26 protein-coding genes are annotated in these 25,980 nt (G+C 62.3%); 15 read left to right on the top strand and 11 right to left on the bottom strand.

The features are described from left to right. Complete coding sequence (locus tag AAIL67_RS12085) at positions 1–531, bottom strand: chalcone isomerase family protein (RefSeq protein WP_231905895.1); 531 nt, start codon at positions 529–531, stop codon at positions 1–3. A 520-nt stretch (positions 532–1,051) separates the two neighbouring features. Between AAIL67_RS12085 and trpE the strand changes: the two genes are divergently transcribed. The 6 genes from trpE (at position 1,052) to trpC (ending at position 5,569) form a co-directional block, all read left to right on the top strand. Beyond that, on the top strand, positions 1,052–2,551 hold the full coding sequence (gene trpE / locus AAIL67_RS12080; protein WP_054073726.1) for an anthranilate synthase component I: 1,500 nt from the start codon (positions 1,052–1,054) through the stop codon (positions 2,549–2,551). Continuing rightward, positions 2,548–2,877, top strand: coding sequence for a chorismate mutase (locus AAIL67_RS12075; protein WP_034377357.1), 330 nt, complete (start codon positions 2,548–2,550; stop codon positions 2,875–2,877). The genes trpE and AAIL67_RS12075 overlap by 4 nt, the downstream gene beginning before the upstream one ends. Positions 2,878–2,881: 4 nt before the next feature. Next, the gene (locus AAIL67_RS12070) at positions 2,882–3,463 is read left to right on the top strand and encodes an aminodeoxychorismate/anthranilate synthase component II (protein WP_063663557.1); all 582 of its coding nucleotides are present in this window, start codon (positions 2,882–2,884) and stop codon (positions 3,461–3,463) included. A gap of 111 nt (positions 3,464–3,574) precedes the next feature. Next, a complete protein-coding gene (gene trpD / locus AAIL67_RS12065; RefSeq protein ID WP_122974798.1) occupies positions 3,575–4,618 on the top strand; it encodes an anthranilate phosphoribosyltransferase in 1,044 nt (347 codons plus the stop codon). Next, entirely contained in the window at positions 4,615–4,776 is a 162-nt protein-coding gene (locus tag AAIL67_RS12060; RefSeq protein ID WP_165570836.1) for a hypothetical protein, read from the top strand. Before trpD ends, AAIL67_RS12060 begins: the two co-directional genes overlap by 4 nt. Continuing rightward, positions 4,769–5,569, top strand: coding sequence for an indole-3-glycerol phosphate synthase TrpC (gene trpC, locus AAIL67_RS12055; protein ID WP_034355065.1), 801 nt, complete (start codon positions 4,769–4,771; stop codon positions 5,567–5,569). The genes AAIL67_RS12060 and trpC overlap by 8 nt, the downstream gene beginning before the upstream one ends. Before the next feature lie 21 nt (positions 5,570–5,590). On the opposite strand, the gene AAIL67_RS12050 is transcribed toward trpC, so the two are convergent. Further along, a complete protein-coding gene (locus AAIL67_RS12050; RefSeq protein WP_012840108.1) occupies positions 5,591–5,995 on the bottom strand; it encodes a winged helix-turn-helix domain-containing protein in 405 nt (134 codons plus the stop codon). Between the two features lie 172 nt (positions 5,996–6,167). Here AAIL67_RS12050 and AAIL67_RS12045 point away from each other — a divergent pair, with 172 nt between their 5' ends. Next, positions 6,168–6,905: a uracil-DNA glycosylase gene (locus AAIL67_RS12045; RefSeq protein ID WP_080746147.1), complete on the top strand. Its 738-nt coding sequence runs from the start codon at positions 6,168–6,170 to the stop codon at positions 6,903–6,905. A 20-nt stretch (positions 6,906–6,925) separates the two neighbouring features. On the opposite strand, the gene AAIL67_RS12040 is transcribed toward AAIL67_RS12045, so the two are convergent. From AAIL67_RS12040 to AAIL67_RS12025, 4 genes are all read right to left on the bottom strand, one after another. Next, positions 6,926–7,831: a DMT family transporter gene (locus tag AAIL67_RS12040; protein ID WP_045838820.1), complete on the bottom strand. Its 906-nt coding sequence runs from the start codon at positions 7,829–7,831 to the stop codon at positions 6,926–6,928. Positions 7,832–7,956: 125 nt separating this feature from the next. Next, the gene (locus AAIL67_RS12035) at positions 7,957–8,811 is read right to left on the bottom strand and encodes a Wzz/FepE/Etk N-terminal domain-containing protein (RefSeq protein WP_034377353.1); all 855 of its coding nucleotides are present in this window, start codon (positions 8,809–8,811) and stop codon (positions 7,957–7,959) included. A 127-nt stretch (positions 8,812–8,938) separates the two neighbouring features. Then, on the bottom strand, positions 8,939–10,027 hold the full coding sequence (gene queA / locus AAIL67_RS12030; RefSeq protein ID WP_034377352.1) for a tRNA preQ1(34) S-adenosylmethionine ribosyltransferase-isomerase QueA: 1,089 nt from the start codon (positions 10,025–10,027) through the stop codon (positions 8,939–8,941). Positions 10,028–10,114: 87 nt separating this feature from the next. Next, the gene (locus tag AAIL67_RS12025) at positions 10,115–11,326 is read right to left on the bottom strand and encodes an HD-GYP domain-containing protein (protein WP_059440574.1); all 1,212 of its coding nucleotides are present in this window, start codon (positions 11,324–11,326) and stop codon (positions 10,115–10,117) included. 148 nt (positions 11,327–11,474) lie between these two features. Here AAIL67_RS12025 and recG point away from each other — a divergent pair, with 148 nt between their 5' ends. The 5 genes from recG to ubiA all read left to right on the top strand — a co-directional run bounded on the left by recG (position 11,475) and on the right by ubiA (position 17,248). Beyond that, positions 11,475–13,658, top strand: a complete 2,184-nt coding sequence (gene recG / locus AAIL67_RS12020; protein ID WP_343484110.1) for an ATP-dependent DNA helicase RecG — start codon at positions 11,475–11,477, stop codon at positions 13,656–13,658. Positions 13,659–13,800: 142 nt separating this feature from the next. Beyond that, positions 13,801–14,769: a LysR substrate-binding domain-containing protein gene (locus AAIL67_RS12015; RefSeq protein ID WP_003050465.1), complete on the top strand. Its 969-nt coding sequence runs from the start codon at positions 13,801–13,803 to the stop codon at positions 14,767–14,769. A gap of 63 nt (positions 14,770–14,832) precedes the next feature. Next, positions 14,833–15,369: a Dps family protein gene (locus AAIL67_RS12010; protein WP_034377349.1), complete on the top strand. Its 537-nt coding sequence runs from the start codon at positions 14,833–14,835 to the stop codon at positions 15,367–15,369. A gap of 99 nt (positions 15,370–15,468) precedes the next feature. After that, positions 15,469–16,317 (top strand): phosphatase PAP2 family protein, encoded by an 849-nt coding sequence (locus tag AAIL67_RS12005; RefSeq protein WP_343484109.1) that lies wholly within the window; start codon positions 15,469–15,471, stop codon positions 16,315–16,317. A gap of 49 nt (positions 16,318–16,366) precedes the next feature. Then, positions 16,367–17,248, top strand: coding sequence for a 4-hydroxybenzoate octaprenyltransferase (gene ubiA, locus AAIL67_RS12000; RefSeq protein WP_343484108.1), 882 nt, complete (start codon positions 16,367–16,369; stop codon positions 17,246–17,248). Between the two features lie 84 nt (positions 17,249–17,332). Here ubiA and proC read toward each other — a convergent pair whose 3' ends face one another. Continuing rightward, on the bottom strand, positions 17,333–18,172 hold the full coding sequence (gene proC / locus AAIL67_RS11995; protein ID WP_059440572.1) for a pyrroline-5-carboxylate reductase: 840 nt from the start codon (positions 18,170–18,172) through the stop codon (positions 17,333–17,335). A gap of 70 nt (positions 18,173–18,242) precedes the next feature. After that, the gene (locus AAIL67_RS11990; protein WP_343484107.1) at positions 18,243–19,421 is read right to left on the bottom strand and encodes an esterase-like activity of phytase family protein; all 1,179 of its coding nucleotides are present in this window, start codon (positions 19,419–19,421) and stop codon (positions 18,243–18,245) included. A 100-nt stretch (positions 19,422–19,521) separates the two neighbouring features. Here AAIL67_RS11990 and aqpZ point away from each other — a divergent pair, with 100 nt between their 5' ends. Then, the gene (gene aqpZ / locus AAIL67_RS11985; protein ID WP_003068393.1) at positions 19,522–20,220 is read left to right on the top strand and encodes an aquaporin Z; all 699 of its coding nucleotides are present in this window, start codon (positions 19,522–19,524) and stop codon (positions 20,218–20,220) included. Between the two features lie 110 nt (positions 20,221–20,330). On the opposite strand, the gene glpK is transcribed toward aqpZ, so the two are convergent. From glpK to AAIL67_RS11970, 3 genes are read right to left on the bottom strand one after another with little or no spacing between them, the layout of a single operon-like run. Continuing rightward, entirely contained in the window at positions 20,331–21,827 is a 1,497-nt protein-coding gene (gene glpK, locus AAIL67_RS11980) for a glycerol kinase GlpK (RefSeq protein ID WP_343484106.1), read from the bottom strand. Positions 21,828–21,841: 14 nt separating this feature from the next. Further along, positions 21,842–22,324 (bottom strand): GNAT family N-acetyltransferase, encoded by a 483-nt coding sequence (locus AAIL67_RS11975; RefSeq protein ID WP_034355029.1) that lies wholly within the window; start codon positions 22,322–22,324, stop codon positions 21,842–21,844. Then, positions 22,321–23,085 (bottom strand): DeoR/GlpR family DNA-binding transcription regulator, encoded by a 765-nt coding sequence (locus AAIL67_RS11970; RefSeq protein WP_003068405.1) that lies wholly within the window; start codon positions 23,083–23,085, stop codon positions 22,321–22,323. Before AAIL67_RS11970 ends, AAIL67_RS11975 begins: the two co-directional genes overlap by 4 nt. A 499-nt stretch (positions 23,086–23,584) precedes the next feature. Between AAIL67_RS11970 and AAIL67_RS11965 the strand changes: the two genes are divergently transcribed. Together AAIL67_RS11965 and rplN are read left to right on the top strand one after the other, a co-directional pair. Continuing rightward, a complete protein-coding gene (locus tag AAIL67_RS11965; RefSeq protein WP_034377342.1) occupies positions 23,585–25,180 on the top strand; it encodes a glycerol-3-phosphate dehydrogenase/oxidase in 1,596 nt (531 codons plus the stop codon). Between the two features lie 421 nt (positions 25,181–25,601). Next, the gene (gene rplN, locus AAIL67_RS11960; RefSeq protein WP_003050500.1) at positions 25,602–25,970 is read left to right on the top strand and encodes a 50S ribosomal protein L14; all 369 of its coding nucleotides are present in this window, start codon (positions 25,602–25,604) and stop codon (positions 25,968–25,970) included. Positions 25,971–25,980: the final 10 nt, after the last annotated feature.

The following is a 25,980-nucleotide window of genomic DNA, read 5'->3' as shown; positions in this document are numbered from 1 at the left end:
TCAGCCGGCCTCGCCCAGCAGCGCTTTCTTGAGCTGCTGATCGGCGGGCTTGGGACCCAGCCAGATGCCCAGCAGGGCGTTGAAGAACTCGGGCTCCTTGAAAGCCTCGCCCTGAGGCTGGCCCTTGACGGTCACAATGGCGCCCTGGCCGGGCAGCCAGTCCACCATGAAGCTCTCGCCCGCAAGCAGTTTTTTGTGCTGGGTGAAGATCTCGCTCATGCGCATCACCCCCGGAATCAGCTTGGAGAAGGCGGCGCGCTCCATATTGTCTTCCATGCCGCGCGAGAACAGCTTGCCCAGCTCGGCCGAGTCGATATCGCGCAGCATGGTCACGCTGATACGCTTGGGGCCGGGCAGGGCGGCGATCTCCTGCAGGCTGCGCGCCGGCTTTTCCAGGTACAGGCCGGCGGTATAGACCTTGAAAACAGCCTTGTAGCGGGTTCCTGCGCCATTGAGTTCCAGCGTCCTGCCCTGGGACTGCAAGCTGGGGGCATAGATGACACCGTGAAGTTTCACGGGCTCGGAGGGCATGCCTTGTGCCTGAGCGGCCGGGCAGGCAAGAGCGGCTGCCAGCAGCAAGGCTGGCATCAAACAGGCACTGGGCATGGCGGTCTCCTCGTGATTTCCGGTCGAGCAGTTCTGGTGACCGCTTCGCTTGCACGCCGTGGGCGAGCGTTCCGGTAAAAAACGGTATGTTTGTTTTTGTCCGCGATGGCTGCAATCAGGTCTGTCCCCAGCAAAGGGGGAGTTGCACGGCATCGGAGCGCTATTGTTTGCGCGGCGGCGCTATGCGCTACACTGTCCGCATCATGTTCATTCATCGCACGTTCAATGCAGGTTGTGGAGACCGGGGAGCCTGGCCCTGGCGTAAGCCTGCACATCCGAACTGCTGAAGCACCCGGCACGAGCCCGGCGTGCACCCCGCGGCCCCATGCGTTGCATACTTCGGGCCAATTGGAATGAACCGGCGCATCCTCTCTTCAAACGCGTCATCTGCCCGTAATCAATCCGTGCAGATGCACCATGCGCCATGACTACCGGAGCTTCTCCCGTGATCACGGAACTGGAATTCAAATCGCTTGCGGCCCAAGGCTATAACCGCATCCCCCTGCTGATCGAGGCCTTTGCCGACCTCGAAACCCCGTTGTCCCTCTATCTCAAGCTGGCCCATGCCAATGGCGACGGCAAGTACAGCTTCTTGCTGGAATCCGTCGTCGGCGGCGAGCGCTTCGGCCGCTACAGCTTCATCGGCCTGCCGGCACGCAGCTTTGTGCGTGCCTCGGGCTTTGGCACTGAAGCCAAGACCGAAGTCGTGACCGATGGCAAGGTGGTGGAGACAGCAGGCGGCAATCCGCTGGACTTCATCGCGGCCTATCAGCAGCGCTTCAAGGTTGCCGTCACGCCCGGCATGCCGCGTTTTTGCGGTGGTCTGGCCGGCTATTTCGGCTATGACGCCGTGCGCTACATCGAGAAAAAGCTGGAGAACAGCTGTCCGCCCGACAGCCTGGGCACGCCCGACATCATGCTGCTGCAGTGCGAAGAGGTCGCCGTCATCGACAACCTTTCGGGCAAGCTCTATCTCATCGTTTATGCCAACCCCGGCGAGGCCGAGGCCTATACCCGCGCCAAGAAGCGTCTGCGTCAGCTCAAGGACCAGCTGCGCTATTCCGTCAGCGCGCCGCAGATTCGTGCCGGCGAGAGCTATCCCGCAGAGCGCAGCTTCGACAAGCAGGACTATCTGGACGCCGTGCAAAAGGCCAAGGAGCTGATTGCGGCGGGCGACTTCATGCAGGTGCAGGTGGGCCAGCGCATTCACAAGCGTTTCACGGCCTCGCCGCTGTCGCTGTACCGCGCGCTGCGCTCGCTCAACCCCAGCCCCTATATGTACTTCTACCATTTCGGAGATTTCCATGTGGTGGGGGCCAGCCCGGAGATCCTGGTGCGCCAGGAGCGCACGCCCGACGGCCAGAAGGTCACGATTCGCCCCCTGGCCGGCACCCGTCCGCGCGGCAATACGGTGGAAGCCGACAAGGCCACCGAGCAGGAGTTGATCGCCGATCCCAAGGAGCGTGCCGAGCATGTGATGCTGATCGACCTGGCGCGCAACGATATCGGCCGCATTGCCAGGACCGGCAGCGTCAAGGTGACCGAAGCCTTTGCCGTGGAACGCTACAGCCATGTCATGCATATCGTGAGCAATGTGGAAGGCATCTTGCAGGACGGCATGGACAATATGGATGTCTTCAAGGCCACCTTTCCCGCAGGCACGCTGACGGGCGCTCCCAAGGTGCATGCCATGGAAGTCATCGACCGGCTCGAACCCAGCAAGCGCGGCATCTACGGCGGCGCCTGCGGCTATCTGAGCTTTGCCGGCGACATGGATCTGGCGATTGCGATCCGTACCGGCGTCATCAAGGACAACGTGCTCTATGTGCAGGCCGCTGCCGGCGTGGTGGCCGACTCCGTGCCCGAGCTGGAGTGGAGAGAAACCGAGCACAAGGCCCGCGCCCTGTTGCGCGCCGCAGAACTGGTTGAGGAAGGTCTGGAATGAGCCAAGCCATTGATCTGGTGCAGCACTGCACCACCATGGAAGATGTGCGCCGCAATGTGAATGCGCTCGACGATGTGCTGGTGCCGCTGCTGGTCACGCGCATCGGCTATATGCAGCAGGCGGCGCGCATCAAGGGCGATGCGAGCCAGGTGCGCGATGAGGCGCGCATCGAAGCCATCGTCAGCCGCGTGCGTGAGCGCACGGCGCAGGAGGGCGGCCAGCCCGATGTGATGGAGACCGTCTATCGCGCGCTGATGGAAGCCTGCATCGACTACGAACACCAGGAATTTGCGCGCCTGCGTGAACCCAGGAAATCAGGGGAGTAAGACCATGAAACTGCTGATGGTCGATAACTACGACAGCTTTACCTACAACATCGTCCAGTACTTTGGCGAGCTGGGCGCGGAGGTGACCGTGGTGCGCAATGACGAAACCACGGTGGCCGAAGTCGAGGCGCTGATCGCGCGCGAAGGCATCGAGCGGCTGGTGATCTCGCCCGGCCCCTGCTCGCCCAACGAGGCGGGCATCTCGGTGGCGGCGATCAAGCATTTCGCGGGCAAGCTGCCGATTCTGGGTGTCTGCCTGGGTCACCAGAGCATTGGCGCGGCCTTTGGCGGCGACATCATCCGGGCGGGCCAGCAGATGCATGGCAAGACCAGCGTGATCAGCACCGACCAGAAGGGCGTGTTTGCCGACCTGCCAAGGCAGTTCACGGTCAACCGCTATCACTCTCTGGTCATAGACCGCAGCACGCTGCCCGAGTGCCTTGAAGTCACGGCGACCAGCGAAGATGGTGAAATCCAGGGGGTGCGCCACCGCGAGCTGGCCATCGAGGGCGTGCAGTTCCACCCCGAGAGCATTCTGACCGAGCATGGTCATGCCATGCTGAAGAACTTTCTCGATCAGAAATAACAGCCGATTTATTGATAGCTGCCAGCGCATGTCATTGCTTGATTTCAGATTGAAAACAATAGGAATTCAAGTGAAAGAAAGCGCAAGCAGCTCTCAAAAATATAGAGAGATATTGCAATGATCACTCCCCAGGAAGCGCTGCAGCGGACCATCGAGCATCGTGAAATCTTCCATGACGAAATGCTGCATCTGATGCGCATGATCATGCGCGGCGAGCTCTCGCCCGTGATGACGGCCTCCATCATCACCGGCCTGCGCGTGAAGAAGGAAACCATTGGCGAGATCTCGGCTGCGGCCGAGGTGATGCGCGAGTTCTCCAACAAGGTGAACGTGCACGACAAGAGGAATCTGGTCGATATCGTCGGCACCGGCGGCGACGGCGCCAACACCTTCAACATCTCCACCTGCTCGACCTTTGTGATTGCGGCGGCGGGCGGCAAGGTGAGCAAGCATGGCGGGCGCAGCGTCAGCAGTAAGTCGGGCAGCGCCGATGCCATGGAGGCGCTGGGCGTCAACATCAACCTCAACGCCGCACAGATCGCCGATTGCATACGCGATGTGGGCATAGGCTTCATGTTTGCGCCCAACCATCATCCGGCCATGAAGAACGTGGCCCCTGTGCGCAAGGAGCTGGGCGTGCGCACCATCTTCAACATCCTGGGCCCGCTTACCAACCCGGCATCTGCGCCCAATATTCTGATGGGCGTGTTCCACGAAGACCTGGTCGGCATTCAGGTGCGTGCCCTGCAGCGCCTGGGTGCCGAGCATGCGCTGGTCGTCTACGGCCGCGACGGCCTGGATGAGATCAGCCTGGGCGCGGGCACGCTGGTCGGCGAGCTCAAGGACGGCGTGGTGCGCGAGTATGAAGTCCATCCCGAGGACTTTGGCCTGCGCATGGCTGGCACGCGTTCGCTCAAGGTCGAGAATCCCGAGGAGTCCAAAGCCATGCTGATGGGCGTGCTGCAGGGGGACCAAGGCCCGGCACGCGATATCGTCTGTCTCAACTCCGGCGCCGCCCTCTATGCCGCCAACGTGGCAGGCTCGATCGAAGAGGGCCTGGAGCGTGCGCAGAAGGCCATCGACAGCGGCGCGGCACTGGCCAAGCTCAAGGAGCTGGTGGCCTATTCGCAAAAGCTCGGCCAGGCAGCGGCATGAACCTGCTGGATGCGCCCATCTGGAGTGATGCCGGCACCTGGATCGTGCTGGGCCTCTCCCTGCTGTTCATCGTGGTGGGCATAGGCATGCACCGCGTCATCGTGAAGGTCTTGCGCGGCCCGGCAGATGCCGCCACCAACAAGGAAAACCATGTCTGACATTCTCAAGAAAATCTGCGACGTCAAGGTCCAGGAAGTTGCTGCCGCCAAGAAGGCCGTGCCGTTTGCCGAGATGCGCCGCGATGCGGAAAGCCGTGTCTCCACGCGCGATTTCGTGGGCGCCATCCGTGCCAAGATTGCCAAGGGACAGGCTGGCGTGATTGCCGAAGTCAAGAAGGCAAGCCCCAGCAAGGGCGTGATCCGTCCCGACTTCGATCCTGCCGATATCGCCCAGAGCTATATGGTGGGCGACGGCAAGATCAGTGCGGCCTGCCTGTCGGTGCTGACCGACCGCCAGTTCTTCCAGGGGCAACCCGACTATCTCAAGCAGGCCCGCGCGAGCACGCTGCTGCCGGTGCTGCGCAAGGACTTCATGGTCGACCCCTATCAGATCTACGAATCGCGGGTGATGGGCGCCGACTGCGTGCTGTTGATCGCTGCCTGCCTGGACGATGCGCAGATGGCGGAGATGGAGCAGATTGCGCACAGCCTGGACATGGATGTGCTGGTGGAAGTGCATGACGGCGAGGAGTTGCAGCGCGCTCTCAAGCTCAAGACGCCGCTGGTGGGCATCAACAACCGCAATCTGCGCACATTCGAGGTCGATATTCAGACCACGATTGCGCTCAAGAAGGATGTGCCCGCCGATCGCCTGCTGGTGACCGAGTCCGGTATCCTGAGCCGCGACGATGTGAAGACCATGCGTGACGCCGGCATTGACGCCTTCCTGGTGGGCGAGGCCTTTATGCGTGCCCGCGAGCCGGGCGAGGCCCTGGCCCAGTTGTTTCAGTGAGCGATTGGCTGCTGTGCAGGTTCAGCGCAGAACCTGCACATCGGCATCCAGAAAATAGCCGGCACCACGCTTGGTCTTGAGCAGCGTGGGTGCGCGGCTCGATGCTTCGACCTTGCGGCGCAAGCGCAGCATCTGCACATCAATGGCACGGTCAAAGACATCGTCTTCGGCCTGCGTCAGATCCATGATCTGCTCACGGCTCATGATTTGCCTGGGACGTTTGAGCAGGGCCAGCAGCAGCGCGAACTCGCTCTTGGTCAGTCCCACCTCATGCCCGGCAGCGCTGATGAGGCTGCGCGAGCGCAGCCTCAACTCCCAGTCGGCAAACTTGAAGCCCTGGGGACTCAAGGTGAACGCAGGGCGGGCGCAGGAAAAGAAGGCCTGCGCGGCAGAGGCTTGTGAGTGACTGGCAGAAGATGTGTGCATGAATAACTCCTTGTGAGCCTGAGCCGCCAAGTGGTCAGCTATGTTGGAATCGATTCTTTGCAAATTGTCAGAATGTGTCACTCACTGAAATCAGGTATTTTGAGCCTCAAAATAGGTAGGAACCCTTGAGGAAATCATTCGAGGTGACTCTGGAAGTTGAGAGAATCCACGCATGAACTTCACTAGCCAGAGCATGAGTGCCAACACCGCTGCGCCCACCCAGTTGATGAGTGCAGATCCGCAGGACTGGCCTGTCTCGCCAGACTGGCAAGCCGTTGTCGACTCTTTCTTTGCAGGGAGCACAGGCCAGGGCTTGCTGCAGTTTTTGCAGCAAAGACTGGGTGCAGGGGCCGTGATTTTCCCGCCCAAACCTCTACGGGCCCTGGAATTGACACCCGCCGAGGAGGTGCGTGTCGTGATCCTGGGGCAGGACCCCTATCATGGTCGTGGGCAGGCCGAGGGCCTGGCATTTTCTGTAGCACCCGGGGTGCGCGTTCCGCCATCGTTGCAGAACATCTTCAAGGAAATGCAGCGCGAACTGGGCACGCCGTTTCCGGCGTTTCCCCAGCCAGGCGGCAGCCTGGTGAGCTGGGCTCAGCGTGGTGTACTGCTGCTCAACACCAGCCTGACGGTGGAAGAAGGGCAGGCCGCAAGCCATGCCAAAAAAGGCTGGGAAGAGCTGACCGATGCCATCATCCGCCAGGTGGCAGAGCAGGGGCGGCCCACGGTCTTCATGCTCTGGGGCTCGCACGCCCAGTCCAAGCGTGTATTCATTCCTCAGGATCGTGGCCATCTGGTGTTGATGAGCAATCACCCTTCACCGCTATCGGCCCTGAGGCCTCCCGTACCCTTTATCGGTAACGGACACTTCGGCAAGGCCAGGGAGTTCAAGCTCAGACACGGCTATTGAGATGGCCAGATTGGGCTGTCTCAGCGCTTTTCCCTGATTCCAAGCCAGACGCCCGTCAGGCCGCTGAGCGTCACCACCGTCATTCCGAGCAGCGATGTGCTGTCGGGAAGCTGCCCGAAAAACAGCCAGCCCATCAGCATGGCAAAGCCGATCTGGCTGTAGAGGAAAGGTGCCACGGTTGCGGGCGTGGCGTGGGTGTATGCCTGCAGCAGCATCAGGTGGCCAATGCCGCTGCAAAGGCCCATCACAGCTGCTGCTGCGTAGATCTGCCAGTCATCGATGGGCTGCCATACAAAGCCTATGAGAGGCGTGGTCAGCAGCAAGGGCAGCCAGGTCGAGTAAAGCTGGGTGGTTGGAGGTGAATCCAGGCGCGACAGGCGACTTCCTAGGACCTGGTAGGTGGTGCCCGATACCAGCAGACCAACCGGCCACAGGGCGGCCAGGCCCAAGGGCTGTCCATCGTTTTCCGGTCGGACGATGGCAATCACTGCCAGCAGACCGATCACCAGCAGCGACCAACGGGCAGGACTGACCTGCTCTTTGAAAAATAGCGCCGAGGCCACCACGATAAAGAGCGGCGCTGCTGACCAGATGGCCGTGAAATTGGCCAAAGGCATGTTCTTTATGCAGAAGAAGGCGCAGACCGTGGTCAACAGCCCCGAGATCGCGCGCAGCAGCTGAAACCTCAGGTTCCGGGTTTTCAGTGCCGAAAGGCCGTGCCGAGGCAAAACCAGCACGCTGGTGACCAGAGCCTGGGCCGTGAAGCGCAGCCACAGAACCATGAGAACCGGAAGCAGCGTTCCCGTGAACTTGGTGGCGCTATCCAGAACGGCAAACAGCGCACAGGCGAATATGGTGAGCAGAACACCGCGGATGGCTGATTGCGCTGACGTGGAAAGTGTGGGAGAGAGCCAGCTGGGAAGCATGTCCGTAGCGATTTGCGACAAGAGAAGCGAGGAATTCTAGGGGGATGAAGTTGTCGGCTCTGGTTGTGACGCCCATAAAAATGCCCGCACTGTTAGATGCGGGCACTGGATGGGGTGAAGAAGGATTACCAGGGCATGGCGTTACGAATACGCGCAATTTTTTCGGCCTGCTCGGTCGAGGACTCCTTGGCGGTGCGCAGCGCCTGTCGGATGAAGACAAACAGCAGCAGCAGGAAACCGGTACCCACAGCCGCACCAATGGCCAGCATGGGCTTCTTGGGCTTGATGGAGCGCTCGGGCAGGGTCGGCATCTGGATCACATCGTCGTTGTCCAGGCCGCCGAGGCGACGCTCCATGTCCAGAATCCCCTTCTGGCGATTGCTGTTGGCGGTCAGCAGTTCACCATAGAGGCGGCTGGTGGCTTCGGTGACACTTTTTCCAGAAGAGAGATTGGCAGAAGTGTCATGCTCCAGCTTGAGCGATTCCTCCAGGCGTGTCTTCTCGGAGGCCAGTTGCACCTCCAGCTGCTTTTTTTCCAGACCGCGTGGCTTGCTCAGAGGAAACAAGGTGTCCAGCAGTGCCTGGTTGAGCTTTTGAGCCGCTTCGGGCGATTTGGCCTGGGTTGAAATATTCAGCAGCTTGTCCTGCTTGCCGACATTGACGGTGATGCGCTTGCTGAGTTTTTTATAGATTTCTTCCTTGGTCAGGCCATCGTCCAGGCCTGCAACGGGGGCAAGCTGATGCAGCACGTCAGCAGACATGACCAGGCTGGCGGCCATGGGGGCGGTAAAGCTGGAGCCGGGACGCTCCACCTGAACCGATGCGCTGCTCTCGTAGGTCTTGGGGATCACCAAGCCGATTCCGTAAGCCGCAATGCCAGCCAATAGCGGGCCGAAAATCAGAATTTTCCAGTTTTCTGCGAGTGTGACCAATAGATCCAGCAGATCCAACTCTTCATCTTGTGGGGTTTGAACTTCCATTGATTTTTTCTAAATGAATAAGCACTTTGACAAAACGATGAAATCTACCACTAAGAAAAGATTGGACCCAGTGTTTCTGTAACTCCTTATGCCAGGAGCCGGCACGGCGGCTCCAGTGTGTTGCAGATCAGCGCTGGCGCTCCAGCAGCATGGAGTCTCCATAGCTGAAGAAGCGGTAGTGCTGGGCAATCGCATGCTGATACATGCCCATGATGTGCTCATAGCCCGCAAAAGCGCTGACCAGCATCATCAGCGTGCTTTTGGGCAGATGGAAGTTGGTGATCAGCATGTCCACCACCTGGTACTGAAAGCCCGGTGTGATGAAGATGCTGGTGTCGCCGCTGATATTGCCGTACTTGGCCCAGGACTCCAGCGTGCGCACCGTGGTGGTGCCCACGGCAATGATGCGGCCACCGCGCTGGCGGCAGCGCTCCATGGCAGCCAATGTGGGCAGGGGAATGTCGTACCACTCGCTGTGCATGGTGTGGTCGGCAAGGTTTTCGGTCTTGACGGGCTGAAAGGTGCCGGCTCCCACATGCAGGGTGACGCTGGCGCGTTCCACGCCCTTGGCTTGCAGGGCGGCCAGAACGGTCTCGTCGAAATGCAGGGCGGCGGTCGGTGCGGCTACGGCACCAGGGTGGGCTGCGAACACGGTCTGGTAGCGCTCGCTGTCTTCTTTCTCATCGGGATCATGCTCGGCGTTCTGCTGGCGCTCGATATAGGGCGGCAGCGGCAGGTGGCCGAACTGCTCCAGCAATTCATAGGGCGATTCGCCCTGGTTGCCCTTGAAGGAAAGATGGAACAGCGGTCCGTTCTCATCCGGCCAGCGGCCCAGCAGGGTGGCTTCGAAACCGCCGTTCTTGAGGCCGCCGCAAAGATGGATCTTGGCACCAGGCAAGGGCTTTTTGCTCACGCGCATATGGGCCACGACCTCGTTGTTCTGCAGCACGCGCTCGACCAGCAGCTCGATCTTGCCGCCGCTGGCCTTTTCGCCGAAGACGCGCGCCTTGATGACCTTGGTGTCGTTGAAGACCAGCAGGTCGCCGGGCTGCAGCAAATCGGGCAGTTCGCGGAAGATGCGGTCGGTGGCAGGGAGGCTGCGGCCGTCAAGCAGGCGCGAGGCGCTGCGAACGGCGGTGGGATGCTGGGCAATCAGGGATTCGGGCAGGTCGAAGTCGAAATCGCTGAGTGTGAATTCACGGGTGCAGGAAGACATGCGGTGCTTGAGGGCCGTACGAGGCCCGTTCCAAGTTCAATCAAACAAGTGGGCGATTGTCGCAAATCGCCATTAGGGCTGCCGGCTTCAGGGCTGAGCAGCAGCTGGGGTCCAGAGCTCGTTGAGATTCCTGAAGGGCCAGTCGGCAGGGTCTTCGCGTCCGACTATGCTGTCGTTGGCATGTGGGCAGGCCAGGTCGAGAATCTCGGGCGTGATGCGGCGCTGCTGGCTGAGGCAGTAAAAGCGCCGCACTTTCGGGGTCAGCAAACAGGTCGGCGAGACATCCAGCACCACGGCAAGATGCTGCGACTGCAGCCGCACCAGCGAGCCCAGCGGGTAGATGCCCACCGTCTGGACAAACTGCTCGAAGATGGCCTTGTCGAAATGATGGGGCGCCCATTGCGCCATGCGCTGCAGCGCGATGGCCGGGTGCCAGCCCTGCTTGTAGGGGCGATCCGAGGTGATTGCGTCATAGACATCGCAGACTGCCGTCATGCGCGCCATCAGACTGATCTCGTCCTGCTTCAGTCCGTCGGGATAGCCCGTGCCGTCGACTTTTTCGTGGTGATGCAGGCAGGCGTCGGTAACGGCGTCGTCCAGCCCCTGAGGCAACAGGATTTCGTAGCCCCAGCGAGGGTGGGACTTCATGATGACCCATTCCTCGGCATCCAGCGGCCCAGGCTTGTTGAGAACATCCGGCGGCACTCTGCTTTTACCGATATCGTGCAGCAGGCCTGCGATACCGGCCTGATGCACCTGGTGCTCGTCCAGGCCCATGCGGCGTGCCAGACCAATCATCAGCGCGCACACCGCAATGCTGTGCATATAGGAGTAGTTGTCCGCAGTCTTCAGACGCGCCAGGCTGATCAGTGCATGGGGGTTGCGCTTGATCGACTCGGCCATCTCGTCGACCAGCTGGCCTGAGGCAGGCAGGTCCAGCGGACGGCCCAGGCGAACGTCCTTGAACATGGTCTTGAGCACATCACGTGCCTGCCCAATGATCTGATGGGCCTGTTGCAACTCCACGCTGGTTCTGGTGGGCCGTACCGGCGAGCTGGGCACAGCTTCGTCGCCTGGCGACTCCAAGACTTCTGCGGGCGTGATGTCGGGGGCGATGTCGGCCCCCTTGCCGGTGTCTATCCACACCTGGCGGATGGTGGTGGCAAGCAGGCGTTCCAGGTCCCTGGGCTGATCGAGCAGGAGGCGGGTACGCAAAAAGGGGTGCTCCATCCACGAGCCGCAGAACTCGTGCACAAACATCCCCGGGCGCAGGTGCTCGACATCAACTCGTTTCAACATGGATTTACGAGGAAACACATAGTAACAATTTGAGAATGGTAGCGATTTTGACGTTATTGCGCTGGCGGCAGTTGTTTGCAAACCTGAATATGCTGTATATACATACATTGCTTTCCCTGTCGCGGGGAGTGTAGTCAAGGAGTCTCAGTTGTCTGTGTCAAAAAAGCCTGTTGCAGAGCCGAAGTCTGCTGTCAAGCGCGCTGCCGCTCGTGAGAAAAAGGCGGGCATGGACCAGGATGCCGTTCCCAAAAAGACCGTCAGTCCTGCGCAGCAGGCCTTGCAGAAGATGGGATTGACGCGCGATATCGATCTGGCTTTGCATCTGCCGCTGCGCTATGAGGACGAAACCCGCATCGTGCCGCTGAAGAACGCGCGTGATGGCGAGACGGTGCAGATCGAAGCCACGGTCACGCACAGCGAGGTGCAACTGCGCCCGCGGCGTATGCTCAAGGTCACCGTGGATGATGGCAGCAGCACTTGTCTGCTGACTTTCTTCAGCTTCTACCCCTCGCAGCAAAAGACCATGGCGCCCGGGGCGCGTCTGCGCATTCGCGGCGAGGTCAAGGGCGGTTTCTGGGGGCGGCAGATGATGCACCCCGCATTCCGGGTGGCGGGCGGCGAGCTGCCCACGGCGCTGACACCGGTCTATCCCGCCACTGCCAGTCTGCCCCAGGCGTATCTGCGCCGGGCCATCGCCTCGGCGCTGTTGCGTGCCGATCTGTCCGAGACCTTGCCACCGGGGCAGTCGCCTCCTATCGCGCAGTCCTATGGCCAAAATGGACTGCAGCCGGCATATGACTTGCGCAATGCGCTCATTTTTCTGCACCATCCAACCCCCGACGTGGCCTTGGTCACGCTGGAGGACCATTCCCACCCGACCTGGCAAAGACTCAAGGCGGAAGAGTTGCTGGCCCAGCAGCTGTCCCAGTACGAGGCCAAGCGCGAGCGCGCCCGCTTGCGTGCGCCCGTGCTCAGGCCGCAGGCCGGCATGGCGGATTTGACGCAGCAGTTTCTGGCGCAACTGCCATTTGGCCTGACGGGGGCGCAGCAGCGAGTGGTGGGAGAGATTCGGGCCGATATGGAGCGCCGTATTCCCATGCATCGTTTGCTGCAGGGCGATGTGGGCTCGGGCAAGACGGTGGTGGCAGCACTGTCTGCCGTGGCCTGTATTGAGGCCGGCTGGCAATGCGCGTTGATGGCTCCGACCGAAATCCTGGCCGAGCAGCATTTCGGCAAGCTGGTCGGCTGGCTGGAGCCGATTCTGGCGCCGCTGGGTAAAAAGGTCGCCTGGCTGGCCGGCGCCCAGAAGAAGAAGGAGCGCGCCGCGATGCTGGCGCTGGTGGAAAGCGGCGAGGCGGCGCTGGTCGTGGGCACGCATGCCGTGATTCAGGAGCAGGTGCAGTTCAAGAACCTGGCCCTGGCCGTGATCGACGAGCAGCACCGCTTTGGCGTGGCCCAGCGCCTGGCACTGCGGCAAAAGCTCGCGGCCACGGGTATGGAGCCGCATTTGTTGATGATGAGCGCCACACCGATTCCGCGCACGCTTGCCATGAGCTATTACGCCGACCTCGATGTCTCCACCATCGACGAGCTGCCGCCAGGGCGCACGCCCATCGTCACCAAGCTGATCTCGGACAGCCGCAAGGACGAGGTGATCGAGCGTATCGGTGCCCAGGTCGCCAGCGGGCGTCAGGTCTACTGGGTCTGCCCGTTGATCGAGGAGAGCGAAGCGCTGGATCTGTCGAATGCCACGGCCACCCATGAATATTTGAGCGAAATGCTGCCAGGTGTCATGGTGGGGCTGCTGCACTCGCGCATGCCCACGGCCGAGAAAAAGGCCGTGATGGAGCTGTTTTCTGCCGGCGTCATGGGGGTGCTGGTATCCACCACGGTGATCGAGGTGGGGGTGGACGTGCCCAATGCCTCGTTGATGGTCATCGAACACTCGGAGCGCTTCGGTCTCTCGCAGCTGCACCAGTTGCGCGGCCGTGTGGGGCGCGGCGCTGCAGCCTCGGCCTGTGTGCTGCTGTATTCGGTCAATGACAACGGGCGACTGTCCGATACCGGCAAGGAGCGCCTGCGTGCCATGGCCGAGACCAATGACGGTTTCGAGATCGCGAGGCGGGATCTGGAGATTCGCGGCCCGGGCGAGTTTCTCGGCGCCCGGCAGTCGGGCGCACCCATGCTGCGCTTTGCCGATCTCGAGCAGGACGTGCTCCTGCTGGACTGGGCGCGCGAGCTGGCACCGCTTATGCTTGAGCAATTTCCTGCGCTGGCGGCACGCCATGTCAGCCGCTGGCTGGGTGGCAAGGCCGAGTATCTGAAGGCCTGAAGTACCGAAAATTGCGTCTGTAGACGTAAATAGTTACGTTTTTGCAGGAATATATGTAATCTTTTGCCTTGGTAATATGTGATTGAATGCAAAAACAGGATGAATCAATGCCGTTATTGATGATCCGAAAGATCCACTCTCTATGACTCTTACCGAATTGAAGTACATCGTGGCCGTTGCGCGGGAGAAGCACTTTGGCCGCGCAGCCGAAGCCTGCTATGTGTCCCAGCCTACGCTGTCCGTGGCGATCAAGAAGCTGGAGGAAGAGCTGGATGTCAAGATTTTCGAGCGCAGTGCCGGCGAGGTCTCGGTGACCTCGCTGGGTGAGGAGATCGTGCGCCAGGCCCAAAGCGTGCTCGAGCAGGCCAACGAGATCAAGGAAATCGCCAAGCGCGGCAAGGACCCGCTGTCAGGCGTTCTGACCCTGGGCGTGATCTACACCATAGGCCCCTATCTGCTCCCTGATCTGGTGCGCAACTCCATCAATATGACGCCGCAGATGCCGCTGATGCTGCAGGAGAACTTCACCGTCAAGCTGCTGGAGATGCTGCGCACGGGCGAGATCGACTGCGCCATCATGGCTGAGCCCTTCCCCGATACCGGCCTGGCACTGGCGCCGCTGTACGACGAGCCCTTCATGGCCGCCGTGCCCAGCACCCACCCGCTGGCGCAGAAGAAAAGCCTGTCCACCACGGATCTCAAGAACGAGACCATGCTGCTGCTGGGCGCGGGTCACTGCTTCCGCGACCATGTGCTGGAGGTTTGCCCGGAGTTCGCGCGCTATGCCAGCAACTCCGAGGGCATTCGCCGCACGTTCGAGGGCTCGTCGCTGGAAACCATCAAGTACATGGTGGCCGCCGGCATGGGCGTGACCCTGGTGCCGCGATTGTCCGTGCCCGAAGATGCGCTGGCTCCCATTGAACGCCGTCGCCGCGCTGACGAACCTCATATCCGCTATCTTCCGATTCATGAGGAAGACGGCATTGCACCGCCCACCCGCCGTGTGGTGCTGGCCTGGCGGCGCAGTTTCACGCGCTATGAGGCGATTGCCGCACTGCGTAATGCCGTCTACGCCTGCCCGCTGCCAGGAGTACAGCGCCTGTCGCAATAAGCGCTGCTGCAGTGGCTTGAAGAGGGCGGGAGTCTGGATCCGTTAAACCTGAAAGGTGAGTGCATGACCAAGCAAGGCAAGGACAAATCGCAGAAACACAAGCCGGATGCCACGCCGCAGGTGCCCGCAGGCATCCACATCGGCATCAGCGACGAGGACCGTGCTGCCATCGCCAAGGGGCTGTCGGTGCTGCTGGCCGACACCTATACGCTGTACCTGACCACGCACAACTTCCACTGGAATGTCACGGGGCCCATGTTCAACACGCTGCACACCATGTTCATGGCGCAGTACACCGAGCTGTGGAATGCCGTCGATCCCGTGGCCGAGCGCATCCGCGCACTGGGCCACCATGCACCTGGCTCCTACGCCCAGTTCGGCAAGCTCACCAGCCTGCCCGATGCCCCGGCCCAGCCGCCCAAGGCCCTGGAGATGGTGCGCATCCTGGTGCAGGGCCACGAGGCCGTGGCGCGCACGGCTCGCCAGCTGTTCCCACGTGCCGACAAGGCCGGCGACGAGCCCACGGCCGATCTGCTGACCCAGCGTCTGGCCGTGCACGAGCAGACCGCCTGGATGCTGCGCTCCCTGCTCGAGGAGTGAGCCGCGCCGCGGCAGCAGCTCGTTCCGGTCTTCCCCAAGCCTTGACGGGCTAGCCTCCAGAGGCCCGTCAGGGCTTTTTCGCTTTTGCTTTTGAAAGGAATGCCTGTGTTTTCTGCAGCGACTCCCGTGGTCCTGCTGGCGCAATGGGTGGACAGCCATGTCATCTGGGTGTTGCTGCTGCTATTGCTGGTTGGGGCCTACATGCTGCGTTGCCGTGCGCAGGGCCGGGCCGAGTGGTTGTGGCAGGACCGCAGCGCGGACTTCAGGGCGGATGGCGGTCGCTTGCTGGCGGTGGCGGCACTGGCCGCTGTGCTTCTGGCCCTGCTGAGCGTCGGCGTGCACCAGTCCCAGTCGGTGCAGCCGCCTCAGGGGCTGATGGCCCTGGATCTGAAGCTGCAGCGCGCGGTGAGCGCGGCCCTGCCGCCCATGCTGCAGCCTCTGGTGCGGACATGGACCCAGCTCGGGGATTTGCGCGTCATGGGGTTGCTAAGTCTGGTCGTGGGCCTGTGGCTGCTGTGGCGGCGCCAGGGTCTGCAGCTGCTGAGCTGGGTGGTGGCGGTGGCCGGCACCGGACTGTGGGTGCGTTTCATCAAGGGGACCATGCAGCGCGCGCGTCCGCTGGACGGGCTGGTGCATGAGGCCGGCTTCAGCTTTCCCAGCGGCCATAGCGCGGGCACGGCAGCGATTTTCGGCATGCTGGCCTGGCTGGCCGCTCGTCGCCTGCCGCGGCGCTGGCGGGCTTGGGTCTTTGCGGCGGCGGCGCTGCTGGCCCTGAGCACGGGCTTGAGCCGTGTGCTGCTGTCCGTGCACCATGCTAGCGATGTGCTGGCGGGCCTGTGTCTGGGCCTGGGCTGGACGGCCCTGGTGCTCTGGTTGACAGACCGTGTCGAGCATGGGGGCGGCGCCATCGGGCCGCCGCAGGCCGAGGCACAATTGCCGCTGCGCTGACCGTGGCCTGGGGCCCGGTCATGATCTCCTGCCTTTCGGAAACCGTCTCATGTCCGCCTCCATCCCTGCTTCGCCGCGCTCCAAGCTGTCGCTGTATCTTGATCTGATCCGCTTCAACCGCCCCGCAGGCTGGCTGGTGCTGGTCTGGCCCACGCTGGTGGCGCTGTGGGTGGCAGGCCAGGGCTTTCCGGGCTGGCATCTGCTCGTGGTCTTTGTGCTGGGCACGGTGCTGATGCGCAGCGCGGGCTGCACCATCAACGATATTGCCGACCGCGACTTCGACAGGCATGTGAAGCGCACCACCCAGCGCCCCATCACCAGTGGTCAGATCTCGGTCAGGGAGGCGGCCATGGTCGGCCTGGTGCTCACGCTGGTGGCCTTCGGCCTGGTGTTGTCCACCCGCTGGGAGGCCGTGGCCTGGTCGGTGCCCGCCGTGCTGTTCACGATTCTCTATCCCTTCACCAAGCGCTTTTTTGCCATGCCTCAGGCCTTTCTGGGCATTGCCTTCAATTTCGGCATCGTGATTGCGTTTGCGGCGGTGACCGGTGAGGTCAGCGCCACGGCCTGGACGATGTGGCTGGCGAATATGTTTCTGGTGCTGGCCTATGACACCGAATACGCCATGGTGGACCGCGATGACGATCTCAAGATCGGCATGAAGACCTCGGCCATCACCCTGGGCCGTTTCGATGTCACGGCGATCATGCTGTTCTTTGCCCTGTGCTGGGGGCTGAGCGCCTGGGTGCTGGCTCCTTATCAGCTGGGCTGGCCCTTCTGGCTGGGCATGGGCGTGGCAGCGGCACAGATCGTCTGGCATTTCAGCCTGATCAAAGACCGCACGCGCGAAGGCTGTTTTGTCGCCTTCAGCAAGAGTCACTGGATTGGTGCTGCGATCTTTGCGGGCGTGGCGCTAGGGTTTGCGTTGAAATAGTCCTGTTTTAATAGCTCAAAGCGCTTGACTGATAAGCGATAGATTCCTGAAAGACTCAAAAAAAACCGGCCAAGGCCGGTTTTTTTATTTGCCGAACTCGGCAGCCAGCTCCTGTGCGCGGATCTGGGCCTTGCGCATGGCTTCGATGAAATGCTCGGGCAGCTTCTGCTCCTGCATATGAGTGATGGCAGCGTAGGTGGTGCCGCCCTTGCTGGTCACGCGCTGGCGCAGCACTTCGGCGCTTTCGCTGGAGCGTGCCGCCAGTTCCGAGCCGCCCGCAAAAGTGGCCACGGCCAGCTTGTAGCTTTGCTCGGCGCTGAGGCCCATGTCGACGCCTGCCTGGGTCATGGCTTCGAGGAACAGGAATACATAGGCGGGGCCGGAGCCGGAGATGGCCGTCACGGCATCCAGATGGGCTTCCTTGTCTACCCAGGTGAGTTCGCCGGTGCTGCCGATCACGGTCTCGATCAGGGCCTTGCCCTGGGCATCGACCTCGGGGCGGGCGAATAGGCCCGTCATGCCCTTGCCCACCAGGGCCGGTGTATTGGGCATGGCGCGCACGATGCGGTGGGTGCCGGTCCAGGCCGCAATGCTGTTGGTGGTGATGCCGGCCGCCACGCTCAGGTGTAGGGCGTGGCGGGTGTGGGCGGCAACGGGAGCGGCCGCTTCCTTGAAGCTCTGGGGCTTGACGGCCCAGACCACCAGTTGGGCGCTTTGCAGGGCCTCGGTGGCGGCGGGCAGGGCGTCGATGCCGAAGCTGGTCTTGATCGCAGCGCGCGTGGCTTCAAAAGGCTCGACCACGGTGATGCTGCTGGCCGAAACGCCCTGGCGGATCAGGCCGCCGATGATGGCGCTGGCCATGTTGCCACCGCCGATAAAGGCGATGGGAGGGAAAACGGAGGTCGAGTGGTCGGTCTGGCTCATGATGGTTCGATTCGCTCTGCGATGCAGCAAGTGGGCAAGCCTGTATTCGGATTCCAGGCGCAGAACGGCACTATAAACCTGCGCCGCAGCGGCCGCGCTCCTCGCTCAATGCGACGAACTGGGTGACTTCGGCAGGATTGAAGTTGTTGTCGCTGACCAGCAGCAGCACGCGTCGGCCATCGGGCAGCTGCGGGCCCCAGCTCATGCCCTCCAGGTTGTCCACGGACCGCAGGTCGGCATCGGCCAGGTCCAGCAGCAATTCCTTGTCTGCAGGGCGGTAGCTGCCCGGCACGAGCCGGGTTTGGCCCAGCGTATCGCTGCTTGCGTCGGCACGGGTGCTGATGCGGTAGATGCGGGCGCCGAATCGCAGCGGTGGCGCAAAGGAGCGCTCCAGCACCAGCAGATGTTCAGGGCCGTCGGCCAGCACGGCGCTGATGCCGTTGATGGCACCGCGTTGCAGCCACAGGTCGGCAGGCAGGGCATCGGGCAGATAGGCAAGCTGGCGCGCGGGCTGCTGCGTGCCCATGTCATAGGCGGTAATGCGCACCGGGCCGCCCGAGTGCTCAGCTGCGGGCAGGGCCCCGTCCTGTCTGAGCGCTGCCTCCATGGCCAGCCAGAGCGTTCGGCCATCCTGGCTCAGCGCCAGACCTTCGAGCGTGAAGTTGCTGCGCGGCCCTTGGGTCTTGCTGCTCGGCAGGTGCAGCTCGGGCGGCAGCGGCCATTCGCGCAGCCAGTGTCCATCCTTGCCTGATTGCAGCAATTGCGGGCCGAATCCGCGTGAGAAGTCGCCCTCGCTGCTCCACAGCAGGGACTGACCTCCTGGCAGCACGCGCAGGGCTTCCGCGTCGGGTGTCGCGATGCCGGGCACGGGCTGGCGGTGGCTGGGGTAGGGGGCCTGGGCGGGGCTGAGCAGCGGTCGGGCATTTTGCAGTCTGACCTGATGCAGGCCGCTGGCGTCGTATTCGATACGCGCCGTGTAAAAGCGCGCCGGCCCATGGGCGGAGCGGTCGTCGCTGACCAGGTAGTACAGATTGCTGCCCGCGTCGTAGTCGATCGAGGACAGGCCGCCCACTGGTGTGTCGGCAAACAGCTTGTCGTGCTGCCAGCGGATTTCCCCAAGCAGGGACCAGGGCCGGGCCTCGGATGTGCTGCAGATGCGGTGGGGTGCGAGCGACGCCGTCGTGCAGGCAGCGAGACTGGCGCAGATCAACGAGAGGACCCAAAGGCAGAGCTGTCGTGGATTGTTCACATTTGTGCCTTGTACTTTTCGCTGATCGCTTTCTAAGATGCCAGCATTTCTGTGCCGCGCGGGGCTGCACGGACAACGCCATCGGAAATAGGGAGCAATCATGGCATCCAATGTCAAAAAATGGTCGGCGGAGTTTCTGGGTACTTTCTGGCTGACGTTTGGCGGTTGTGGCAGCGCGGTGCTGGCAGCGGCCTTTCCCGAAGTGGGCATCGGCCTGCTGGGCGTGTCCTTTGCCTTCGGCCTGACGGTGCTGACGGGCGCTTACGCCTTCGGTCCAGTCTCCGGCGGTCACTTCAATCCAGCGGTCTCCGTCGGTCTGGCAGTTGCGGGGCGTTTTCGCTTTGCCGAGCTGCCCGGTTACATCATTGCCCAGGTGCTGGGTGCCATTGTGGCGGCCGCCGCGCTGTATTTCATTGCCAGTGGCAAGGCTGGCGCCCAGGTGGCCGATCTGGCCACCAACGGCTACGGGGATCACTCGCCGGGCAAGTTCAATATGGCTGCGGCGCTGGTGACCGAAGTGGTGCTGACCGCAGTGTTTCTGCTGGTGATCCTGGGCTCCACCACCAAGAAGGCTGCCGTGGGCTTTGCGGGCATGAGCATCGGCCTGTGCCTGACGTTGATCCACCTGATCTCCATTCCCGTGACCAACACCTCGGTCAACCCCGCCCGCAGCACTGGCCCGGCGCTGTTCGGGCCGGCCATCGCGCTGGAGCAACTTTGGCTGTTTTGGCTGGCTCCCATCGTGGGCGCCATCATCGGCGCCGTGATCCACAAGGCGCTGCTGGGTGACGAAGACTGAGCGTTCAACGCGGCCGCTGTCCAAGCAAAAAGGGATGCCTTGGCATCCCTTTTTTGATGGCTTTTCTGAGGGCTTGAGCGCTTGCCTGGCCAGCGCCCAGTGCAGCGGCTTTACTGCGCCGTGGTCTGGCGCACGGCCTGTTCCCAGCGCTGCATCAGCTCGTCGGCGCGGTCCTTGCCCAGCGTGGGCAGGAAGCGGCGCTCGGCCTTCCACAATGCCGACAGCTCCTCGGTGCTCTGATAGACGCCGCTGGACAGGCCGGCCAGATAGGCTGCACCCAGGGCCGTGGTTTCCACGCAGGCCGGGCGCACCACGGGAATGCCCAGCAGATCGGCCTGGAACTGCATCAGCAGATTGTTCACGCAGGCGCCGCCGTCCACGCGCAGCTCGCTGACCGGCGTACCGCCCGTGGCCACGGCGTCGCGGCTCATGGCGCCGAGCAGGGCAGCACTCTGGTAGGCAATGGATTCCAGGGCCGCGCGAGCGATATGGGCCATCGTCGTGCCGCGCGTCAGTCCGGTGATGGTGCCGCGCGCATCGGGCTTCCAGTAGGGGGCGCCCAGGCCGGTAAAAGCGGGCACCAGCATCACGCCGCCGCTGTCGGGCACGCTTTCGGCCAGTTGCTGGACCTGGCCGCTGTGCTCGATGGCCTGCAGGCCGTCGCGCAGCCACTGCACCACGGCACCGCCTACGAAGACGCTGCCTTCCAGCGCAAACTGGGGCTGGCTGCCCGCCTGGGCGGCCGATGTGGTCAGCAGGCCGTTGCTCGAGGTCTGGAAGCTGCTACCCGTATGCATGAGCATGAAGCAGCCCGTGCCATAGGTGTTCTTGGCCATGCCGGCGTCGAAGCAGGCCTGGCCGAACAGCGCACTTTGCTGGTCGCCGGCCACGCCGCCGATCTTGATGGAGCCGCCCAGCACCTCGTCGGCTGTCTGGCCGAAATCGGCGGCCGAGGGCAGGACTTCGGGCATCAGGCTCGCAGGGATGTCGAGCAGGGCCAGAAGATCGGCGTCCCACTGGTTGCTGTGCACATTGAAGAGCATGGTGCGGCTGGCATTGCTCACATCGGTGACATGGCGCTTGCCGCCCGTCAGCTGCCAGATCAGCCAGCAATCCACTGTGCCGAAGGCCAGCTCGCCGGCCTGCGCTGCGGCGCGTGCGCCGGGCACGTTGTCCAGCAGCCACTTGAGCTTGGTACCTGAAAAATAGGCATCGATGCGCAAGCCGGTCTTGCGCAGAATGGTGTCGCTGTGGCCGGCTTCGCGCAGCTGCACGCAGGTGGGTTCGGCGCGGCGGTCCTGCCAGACGATGCCGTGGTGGATGGGCGCGCCGGTCTTGCGGTTCCAGGCGATGGTGGTCTCGCGCTGATTGGTAATGCCCACCGAGCGGATATCGCCAGCCTTGAGGCCCGCCTTGGCCAGCGCCTCCTTGGCGGTGCTCAGCTGGGTGCGCCAGATCTCGCGCGGGTCATGCTCCACCCAGCCCGGCTGTGGGTAGATCTGCGGCAGCTCCAGCTGGGCCGACGCCACGATGCGGCCTTGCGTGTCGAAGACGATGGAGCGGGAGCTGGAGGTGCCCTGGTCCAGGGCGAGCAGATAGGTTGTCATGGGTTGTCCGTGATTCAGAGGGGGAGCACAAAGCGCGCCATTTCGGTCTGCTCGCTCCAGCCCTGCCGGGAATAAAAGCCGCGCACATAGGAAGGACGTTCGCGGTTGTTGACCAGCCAGATGCGTATGCAATGGCGCTCGCGCGCAGCCTGTGTGGCCGCGTCCAGCAACTGCTGGCCCAGGCCTGCACCGCGCGCTGCCTCGGCGACAAACAGCTCGCTCACATAGGCTTCCCAGCCTTGCAGCACGGCGACCGGCAGCCAGTGCACGGCGCAGTAGCCGTGAATGCGTTGCTGGCCGTCTTGCGCCACCAGCATCAGAGAGCGCTCCGGCCCGGCCTGCAGCTCGTCCAGCAGCGCCTTCACGGCCTCGGTGTTCTGGGATGTGGAGTGACTTTCGTAGGCCTTGAACCAGCCGATGTCATGCAGCAGCCCGGCAATGCCTGCGGCATCTTCGGGTAGCGCAGGGCGAATCAGATAGGGGGGGGCAGCATTCATTGGGCGATGGTGCATTGCACCTCGGCATCGCGCAACAGGGCATCGAATGGCGCGGAGGGCGCAACGTCGGTGAACAGGCGGTCGATCTGATTCAGTCGTGCCAGCTCCACCATGGCCTGGCGGCTGAACTTGCTGTGGTCGGCTGCCAGCCAGACTTCACGCGACTGGCCGATGATGGTCTGGGCCACCTTGACCTCGCGCAGGTCGAAGTCGCGCAGGCTGCCGTCCGACTCGATGGCCGAGATGCCGATCACGGCAATGTCAACCTTGAACTGCCGCATGAAGTCCACGGCCGCCTCGCCGACAATGCCGCGGTCGCGTGTGCGCACCACGCCGCCGGCGACGATGACCTCGCAATCGGCGTTGCTGCTGAGGATGGCGGCGACATTGAGATTGTTGGTGATGACGCGCAGCCCCTTGTGCTGCAGCAGGGCCTGGGCCACCGCTTCGGTGGTGGTGCCGATATTGAGAATCAGCGAGCAGCCGTTGGGAATGGCTTCGGCAATGGCGCGTGCGATGCGCATCTTGCCTTCGGCGTGCAGCACCTGGCGCTGGGTATGGGCCAGGTTCTCCACGGTGGCGCTGGGCACGCGCACGCCGCCATGAAAGCGCACCAGCAATCCTGCATCGGCCAGCTTCTGTATGTCGCGGCGCACGGTCTGCAGCGTGACCCCGAGGATTTCTGCCAGTTGCTCCACCGAGGTGGACTGGCGGGCGCGGACTTCTTCGACAAGCTGCAACTGGCGGGGATTGCTGTTCATGACTGGTGACTGGTTATATAGGTGCTATTGGTGCATGGACGCGCTGCAGGCGAAGAGCTCTAAAGGGGAGAGCGTCAGCCGCAGCGGCAGTGCAGGGATTGTGAGCGAATCCAAACGAACCTCTAATAGGGTGATTTTCTATGGAATTGCCCGGTAAAAAACAAAAATGAATCCATGCCGAGTCTGAAGTCTGACAGCAAGCTGCGGTTATATGTCATCGTGGCGAGTTGTTGCAGCAGTAACAATTGGCGCTGCAAGAAGAATGCAGTTCATGCATTGAGAGTGTGCAAGCGCGCCGATTGCCGATGTTGCGGCCTGGCCGGGGTGGCGCCGGGCCAGCGGTTTGGGCTCGAATCGCGCTAAAACGAATCGATATTTGGGATTTGCAATGCACTAAAAGCGAAAAAGAGCGAAAATATTCGATCTGAAATTTGTTCTTTGCTGTGCGCGTCTCATCGCTGGATGATGGCGGCGCGGCGATCACCGCAGAAGTCGTTCCATGAACCAGTCCACTCAACCCTTGGCTACAACGCGTGCTCAACTGCTGGAGCGCCTGGCGCAGACCGAAAGCTTCGATCTGGCCATCGTGGGCGGCGGTGCCACGGGGCTGGGTGTGGCGGTGGATGCGGCGGCGCGCGGCTTCAAGGTCGTGCTGCTGGAGTCGCTGGACTTCGCCAAGGGCACTTCCTCGCGTGCCACCAAGCTGGTGCACGGCGGCGTGCGCTATCTGGCGCAGGGCAATATCTCCCTGGTGCGCGAAGCACTGCATGAGCGCACGACCCTGCTGCACAACGCACCGCATCTGGCCCAGCCTCTGGCCTTTGTGATGCCCTCGTACAAGCTGCTGGATACGCCGTTCTACGGCATCGGCCTCAAGATGTATGACGCGCTGGCCGGCAAGGCCGGCCTGGGGGCTACCGAATTCCTCTCCAGCGCCAAGACCGTGAAATACCTGCCGACCGTTCAGCAAAAAGGTCTCAAGGGCGGGGTCAAGTACTGGGATGGCCAGTTTGACGATGCGCGCCTGGCGCTGGCGCTGGCGCGTACCGCAGCGGCCAAGGGCGCTTTGCTGATCAATTACTGCCCGGCGGAAAAGCTGATCTACGAGGGGCAGCAGATTGCCGGCCTGATCTGCCGCGATGCGGAATCGGGCCGCAACTTCACCGTGCGCGCCAAGTGCGTGGTCAATGCCACGGGACCATGGGTGGATCTGTTCCGCCAGCAGGATGCCGAGGCCCAGGGCAAGCCCGTCAAGCCCATGGTGGCGCCCAGCCAGGGCGTGCACGTGGTGGTGGACCGCGAGTTCCTGCCCACGGATCATGCGCTGCTGATCCCCAAGACGGCCGATGGTCGCGTGCTGTTTGCCGTGCCGTGGCTGGGCAAGGTCATTTTGGGAACCACCGACACGCCGCGTCACGATCTGGCGCGCGAACCCCTGCCTTTCCCCGAAGAGCTGGATTTCATTCTCGGCGAGGCCGGCAAGTATCTGAATCGTCAGCCCACGCTGGCCGATGTGCGCAGCATGTGGGTGGGCCTGCGTCCGCTGGTCAAGCCGCAGGACGATGATGGCGAGAACACCAAGAAAATCAGCCGCGAGCACACGGTGATGGCCAGCAAGACCGGCCTGGTGACAGTCACCGGCGGCAAATGGACGACTTACCGAGCCATGTCCGAGGATGTGCTGGCCGAATGCTTCCAGATCGGTCGTTTGCCCAGTCGCCCTGCCGGGGTGACCGTGAACCTGCCCCTGGTTGGTGCGCCGGCGGAGGCCGCAGTCACGCACAGCATGAACCAGAGCCAGGGTCTGCACTCCTACGGAACGGATGCTGCCGCCGTGGCGGCGTTGCCGGGTGCTCAGAACTGGCTGATGGACGGTCTTTCCGAGGCCATGGTGCGCTTTGCCGCCCGCTTCGAGTACGCGCGCACCGTCGAGGACATGCTGGCGCGCCGCAGCCGCCTGCTTTTTCTCGATGCCCGCAAGGCGGCCGAGATCGCGCCCCGTGTGGCGGCCATCCTGACCGAAGAGCTGGCCCAGGATGTGCAGCTCAACGACTTCCTGGCCCTGACCCGTCAATATCTACCCGCCCAAGGCTGATCTGTGCGGCCGCCCTGCGGGCGTGGCGTGCGGGCAACAGGCTGCGATCCGCAGGCCTCGTGAAAATGTGAGCTTTCAGTGCTTGATGGCTGTTGATTTCGGCTAATTTATTGTTTGAAATCAATGAGCTAATGGCGCGGCATGCTATTGTTTTAGTTGCAAGTGCGAAAGGCCTGTCTGCCGGGCTTTGCGCCAGTGAAATCAGTGCGGGTATTGCAGGCTAAACGCTTGACGCACAAAGGATTTCCTGCGACAATCTCCTGCTTCACGTTTAAAAGCGTGGAACTTTCTGCCCAGCGGGAAGCCCTCCGGAATGGTCCGGAAGGTGGACGACGGGCCCAAGACTGACCGGCTGCTTGATCAGCCCTTGAGAAGACTCTGGGGCTGTCGAGCGTTGCTGGAGCAAGTTGGGAATATTGAAATGATCCAAACAGAATCTCGGTTAGAGGTTGCCGACAACACCGGCGCGAAGTCTGTTCAGTGCATTAAGGTGCTGGGCGGTTCTCATCGTCGCTACGCAAGTGTTGGCGACATCATCAAGGTGAGCGTCAAGGAAGCAGCTCCTCGTGGTCGCGTCAAAAAAGGCGAGATCTACAGTGCTGTGGTGGTGCGCACCGCCAAGGGCATCCGTCGTGCAGACGGTTCGCTCGTGAAGTTCGACGGCAATGCCGCCGTGCTGCTGAACGCCAAGCTGGAGCCTATCGGCACCCGCATCTTTGGCCCCGTGACTCGTGAACTGCGTACCGAAAAGTTCATGAAGATCGTGTCGCTGGCCCCTGAAGTTCTCTAAAGGAATAGCA

It is taken from the genome of Comamonas sp. A7-5 (genome assembly GCF_039581385.1).
In the GTDB taxonomy this organism is placed as follows: domain Bacteria; phylum Pseudomonadota; class Gammaproteobacteria; order Burkholderiales; family Burkholderiaceae_C; genus Comamonas; species Comamonas thiooxydans.
Note: the sequence above shows the minus strand (reverse complement) of the source record. Positions and strands in the feature narration are given on the sequence as shown.

What these genes read in the sequence shown, in the direction of transcription:
- AAIL67_RS12010 (WP_034377349.1), top strand. Translation starts at nt 14,833, where the DNA reads ATGACCAAGCAAGGCAAGGACAAATCGCAGAAACACAAGCCGGATGCC.
- proC (WP_059440572.1), bottom strand. Translation starts at nt 18,172, where the DNA reads ATGAGCCAGACCGACCACTCGACCTCCGTTTTCCCTCCCATCGCCTTT.
- ubiA (WP_343484108.1), top strand. Translation starts at nt 16,367, where the DNA reads ATGTCCGCCTCCATCCCTGCTTCGCCGCGCTCCAAGCTGTCGCTGTAT.
- AAIL67_RS11975 (WP_034355029.1), bottom strand. Translation starts at nt 22,324, where the DNA reads ATGAATGCTGCCCCCCCCTATCTGATTCGCCCTGCGCTACCCGAAGAT.
- AAIL67_RS12040 (WP_045838820.1), bottom strand. Translation starts at nt 7,831, where the DNA reads ATGCTTCCCAGCTGGCTCTCTCCCACACTTTCCACGTCAGCGCAATCA.
- aqpZ (WP_003068393.1), top strand. Translation starts at nt 19,522, where the DNA reads ATGGCATCCAATGTCAAAAAATGGTCGGCGGAGTTTCTGGGTACTTTC.
- AAIL67_RS12045 (WP_080746147.1), top strand. Translation starts at nt 6,168, where the DNA reads ATGAACTTCACTAGCCAGAGCATGAGTGCCAACACCGCTGCGCCCACC.
- AAIL67_RS12075 (WP_034377357.1), top strand. Translation starts at nt 2,548, where the DNA reads ATGAGCCAAGCCATTGATCTGGTGCAGCACTGCACCACCATGGAAGAT.
- AAIL67_RS11965 (WP_034377342.1), top strand. Translation starts at nt 23,585, where the DNA reads ATGAACCAGTCCACTCAACCCTTGGCTACAACGCGTGCTCAACTGCTG.
- queA (WP_034377352.1), bottom strand. Translation starts at nt 10,027, where the DNA reads ATGTCTTCCTGCACCCGTGAATTCACACTCAGCGATTTCGACTTCGAC.
- AAIL67_RS12070 (WP_063663557.1), top strand. Translation starts at nt 2,882, where the DNA reads ATGAAACTGCTGATGGTCGATAACTACGACAGCTTTACCTACAACATC.
- AAIL67_RS11970 (WP_003068405.1), bottom strand. Translation starts at nt 23,085, where the DNA reads ATGAACAGCAATCCCCGCCAGTTGCAGCTTGTCGAAGAAGTCCGCGCC.
- AAIL67_RS12015 (WP_003050465.1), top strand. Translation starts at nt 13,801, where the DNA reads ATGACTCTTACCGAATTGAAGTACATCGTGGCCGTTGCGCGGGAGAAG.
- trpC (WP_034355065.1), top strand. Translation starts at nt 4,769, where the DNA reads ATGTCTGACATTCTCAAGAAAATCTGCGACGTCAAGGTCCAGGAAGTT.
- glpK (WP_343484106.1), bottom strand. Translation starts at nt 21,827, where the DNA reads ATGACAACCTATCTGCTCGCCCTGGACCAGGGCACCTCCAGCTCCCGC.
- AAIL67_RS12060 (WP_165570836.1), top strand. Translation starts at nt 4,615, where the DNA reads ATGAACCTGCTGGATGCGCCCATCTGGAGTGATGCCGGCACCTGGATC.
- AAIL67_RS12085 (WP_231905895.1), bottom strand. Translation starts at nt 531, where the DNA reads ATGCCCTCCGAGCCCGTGAAACTTCACGGTGTCATCTATGCCCCCAGC.
- AAIL67_RS12035 (WP_034377353.1), bottom strand. Translation starts at nt 8,811, where the DNA reads ATGGAAGTTCAAACCCCACAAGATGAAGAGTTGGATCTGCTGGATCTA.
- rplN (WP_003050500.1), top strand. Translation starts at nt 25,602, where the DNA reads ATGATCCAAACAGAATCTCGGTTAGAGGTTGCCGACAACACCGGCGCG.
- AAIL67_RS12025 (WP_059440574.1), bottom strand. Translation starts at nt 11,326, where the DNA reads ATGTTGAAACGAGTTGATGTCGAGCACCTGCGCCCGGGGATGTTTGTG.
- AAIL67_RS12005 (WP_343484109.1), top strand. Translation starts at nt 15,469, where the DNA reads ATGCCTGTGTTTTCTGCAGCGACTCCCGTGGTCCTGCTGGCGCAATGG.
- AAIL67_RS12050 (WP_012840108.1), bottom strand. Translation starts at nt 5,995, where the DNA reads ATGCACACATCTTCTGCCAGTCACTCACAAGCCTCTGCCGCGCAGGCC.